Annotated in this window: 3 protein-coding genes; all 3 read left to right on the top strand. The window is 50.5% G+C overall.

Going from position 1 to position 4,048, the window contains the following annotated elements:
• The coding region (locus AC1WIP_RS12470; RefSeq protein ID WP_481142132.1) for a carbohydrate ABC transporter permease at positions 1-380 on the top strand (380 nt) is incomplete at its 5' end.
• A gap of 9 nt (positions 381-389) precedes the next feature.
• A complete protein-coding gene (locus AC1WIP_RS12475; RefSeq protein ID WP_481142133.1) occupies positions 390-2,393 on the top strand; it encodes a hypothetical protein in 2,004 nt (667 codons plus the stop codon).
• Positions 2,383-3,933, top strand: a complete 1,551-nt coding sequence (locus AC1WIP_RS12480) for an alpha-amylase family protein (RefSeq protein WP_481142134.1) — start codon at positions 2,383-2,385, stop codon at positions 3,931-3,933. Before AC1WIP_RS12475 ends, AC1WIP_RS12480 begins: the two co-directional genes overlap by 11 nt.
• The last annotated feature ends 115 nt before the right edge of the window (positions 3,934-4,048 follow it).

The following is a 4,048-nucleotide window of genomic DNA, read 5'->3' on the forward strand; positions in this document are numbered from 1 at the left end:
CCTTTATTGTAGTGCTCAGGCCATATATCGAGAGCCTGCCGGGGGATCTGTTTGAAGCGGCTAAGCTGGACGGCGCGGGCGGTATCAAGACCTTCCTGTATGTGGCGGCGCCGTTAATCAAGCCGGCTTTGTTTACACAGGTGCTTCTGACCTTCTTAAACAGCTGGAATGATTTTATCTGGCCGATGCTTACCTTGTCCAGCAATAAAGAGCTGAAAACCATTACATTGGGACTGTATTCCTTCCGGGACGTCCAGCAGGTATTGTATGGACCGATGTTCGCGGGGTTTGTGCTGGCTTCCGTCCCCATGGTGATTTTGTTTTCTCTGAATATGAAGACATTCATAGATGGGATTACTTCTGGGGCGGTAAAATCTTAGGAGGGAAAAATGAAAAAAGCCTATCGGATTGGATATTGGCGCTATTATGAGGACGCTGAATTTGAGGCGCTGCTGCGTTTCCTTAAGAGGTACAAAGATTGCGTGGATGAGCTGGCGCTGTTTACAGAGTATTCTCATCATGGCTATTATCCGCTGTCCTATTTTCAAGATTTGTGCCGGGTATTGAAGCGGCGTATTCCCGCTTTGAGAGAATTGGGAATTCCCAGTGTAGGCCTGAACGTTTTGGATACGCTGGGACATATAGACGAGGCGTGGGATGTGTGGGGAGAGCCGCCCCTTGAACGAATGATGGGACATGACGGCCGCGTATCACGAAGCTGCCTGTGCCCAAATGGAGCGGGATATCAGCAGTACATTCAGGAGAAATATAAGCTGCTGGCTGAGACAGGGCCTGATTTTATCTGGGTGGACGACGACATCCGGATGCATCATCACACAGTGGATTACGCGTGCTTCTGCCCCCGCTGCATAGAGCGGTTCAATCAAAGAAACCATACTGCCTATGACCGGGAGAAGCTGGTTCAAGTGCTGAATTCCCCGGAAGGAGAAAGGGAGCGGCGTGCCTGGCTGGATTGGAATTGCCATACGATCACAGAACTGATGAAATGGATTGGGAGCAGTGTAAGTGAAATTTCTCCTACAATCAGACTGGGCCTTATGACAAGCGGTGTTGTGTGGGGAAATTATTCAAACCCGGAGTACGGGCAGTGGATGGAGACGCTGGGAGCGTCCATGGCGCGCCCGGGAGGAGGCTTTTCCAATGATGATGAGCCTTTGGATATTGTCCGGAAAATACACGAATGTGCGCGTCAGATTGCGCTGTATCCGAAAGAGATTTCTGATATTCAGTATGAATTGGAAAATTTTCCCTATCAGCGTCTGTCTAAATCAGTGGCTATGGTGATTCTGGAGTGTACCGCAAGCCTGGCTGCTGGACACAGCGGAATTGCGTTTAACGCTATCTCCAGCGGGGACTACCCGGAGCTGATGGAGGCTGTCCGGCAGTACGGCGCTATGTGGGATACCATGGAAAGATTGGCGCGAGGCTTTGTACCGGGCGGCCTGTACCCTTGTTTTAACCTGGCATATGCGGCAAAACGCAGAGTGGATGGGGATTGGTTTAGCTTTCAGGCGGCACAGAAGGTGGACCAGGCGTATGAATGGAACAAAATAGGGATTCCTCTGACAATGCGGCCTGAGGGGGCGTGTGCGAACCTTTTGATTGGAAGCATGCCGGAAGCTTACGAAGAGGAAGCGCTTAAAAAGATACTCGCACAGGGAGCGATTATGGACGGGCAGGCGCTTTCTATTCTCGCACAGCGCGGCTTGGACAAATTCTGCGGTGTAAAAATCATAAAAACAGTGGACAACGGCGTCTATGAGAGAATTTACGACCACCCCTTCAATGGTATGGCTGCGGGCAGCAAACGAGACCCCTATATTACTTTTTGGGGAGAGGACAGCAAGTGCTATGTTCTTGAAAAGACGGATGAAGCTACGCAATTTATCAGCGTGCTGGAGACGATCTGCGGTACGCCTGCAGGCCCCTGTATGTCCTTGTATGAAAATTCCCTTGGCGGCCGAATTGCGGTCATGGGAATTATGCCGTGGAAATTTGTGGGTTCCCCGGAAAAGAGATATCAGCTTCAGGCTGTGTGCAGCTGGGTGAGCCGCGGACAAATGCCGGTTTCCATCAGGGAGTGCGTAAAAGTGATTCCGTTCATTGCATGCGCTGAGGATGGCAACAGCGCCTTGCTGGTGTTGATTAACGGCTCTTTGGACGAAACAGGTCCCTTTGCGCTGGATGTTAATGTGAAAAACGCGGCGGGCGCATATCAGATTGGACAGGATGGATTGTTGAGACCGCTTTTGTTTCAGGTGGATCAGGAAACCGGAAGGGCGCGTATGGAGCTGAATTCCATGAAGGCCTGGGAGTTTTCTGTATTGTATCTTACGAAGGAGCCTTCGGGGAGGTGTGGCAATGATTTTTGAACAGGCTGACATCAATATGGATGGACGCTGGATTTCTATGGAGAGAACGGCGCAGAATGCCTTTTCTCTGGGAAAGCTTGAAGTAATGATTGACGCAGAGGGCAGGGTTTTTTTGTCTGGAAAGGAGCAGGGCATTTACGCCGTCCGCTTGAGAGCGGACAGCGCTGCAGGCGCGGATTGTCTTATTCTGGGAGACGCCTGGGAGAGGGCCTATGGTGATTTGAAATGGGAAAGGCCGGATGGAAAAAAGCAAATGCCGTGGTATTTTATGGCGCACCGGACAACGGACAAATGCAATTACGGGTTCGGAGTTAAGACGCTTCCCAATGCAATGTGCTTCTGGCAGTGTGATGAAAGTAAGATCACCCTGACACTGGACGTCAGGAACGGAAGCAGGGGACTGGAGCTGCACGGCCGTTGTCTGCTGCTGTGTGAGCTTGTAACTGGAGAATGGGATACGGACGCTTTTTCCGCCATGTGCCTGTTCTGCGAGGCGATGTGTGGACAGCTCAGACCGGTGAATGCGCATATATATGGAGGAAATGACTGGTATTGTAATTATGGAGACAATTCCTTTGAAAAGATTCTATTGCATACAAAGAGAATTGTAGAGTGCGCAAAGGGGTGTCTTTTCCGCCCTTATATGGTAGTGGACGATGGATGGGAGCTTGCGTATCATCCGGGAAACGATGAATTTTCCGGGTATAATGGCGGCCCGTGGAAATATTGCAATGGAAAATTTGGGGACATGAGGAAGCTGGCTGAAGCCATCAGCGCAGAGGGAGCGATTCCCGGGATTTGGATGCGTCCGCTGGAAACGGTGGAATATGTGCCGTCAGAGTACACACTGAAAAAGAATGGCGTCACAGCCATATTAGATCCTTCCCATCCCAAGGCGCTTGAAATGATAAAGGAAGACATCCGGACACTGGCATCCTGGGGCTATAAATTGATCAAGCATGATTTTTCAACCTTTGACCTTTGGGGAAAATGGGGATTTGAAGTGACAGACGAGCTGCAGCTTGAGGGAATGGAATTTTACGATTCCGGGAAAACCACAGCGCAGATTATAAAGGAATTGTATCTTGCCATACGCGAGGCTGCCGGAGACGACGTGCTGATTATGGGATGTAACACCTTCAGCCATTTGTCGGCAGGTATTTTTGAAATACAGCGTACCGGAGATGACACAAGCGGCAGGGACTGGAGCCGGACTAAGAAGATGGGCGTCAATACGCTGGCGTTCCGGCTGCCCCAGCACAAGCGCTTTTACTTGGCCGACGCTGACTGCGTAGGCATTACCAATGAGATACCCTGGGAGAAAAACAGGCAGTGGCTGGATGTTCTGGCAAAAAGCGGAACGCCATTGTTCGTGTCCATTGCGGAGGACGCCTATTCTGAAGAGGTAAAAAAAGGTGTTTCTGACGCGTTCAGGAAAAGCTGCCAGGCCGCCGAAGCTTCCACGCCTCTGGATTGGATGGAGACGGACAGCCCGGCCTGCTGGGAAAGCGTATTTGGCAAGGATTGTTATCAATGGTAAGGAAATAGAAAAACAAATGGGCAATTATATTTTGTTATTGGTCTCCGCTGTATTGGGAGCGGGTAATCTTGCGGCCAATCGGCTGTATCAAAAGAAGATGGGAGTATCCTTGTGG

The organism is Acetatifactor sp., assembly GCF_982438285.1.

Coding starts and splice junctions, on each gene's coding strand:
- AC1WIP_RS12475 (WP_481142133.1), top strand. CDS start 390: ATGAAAAAAGCCTATCGGATTGGATATTGGCGCTATTATGAGGACGCT.
- AC1WIP_RS12480 (WP_481142134.1), top strand. CDS start 2,383: ATGATTTTTGAACAGGCTGACATCAATATGGATGGACGCTGGATTTCT.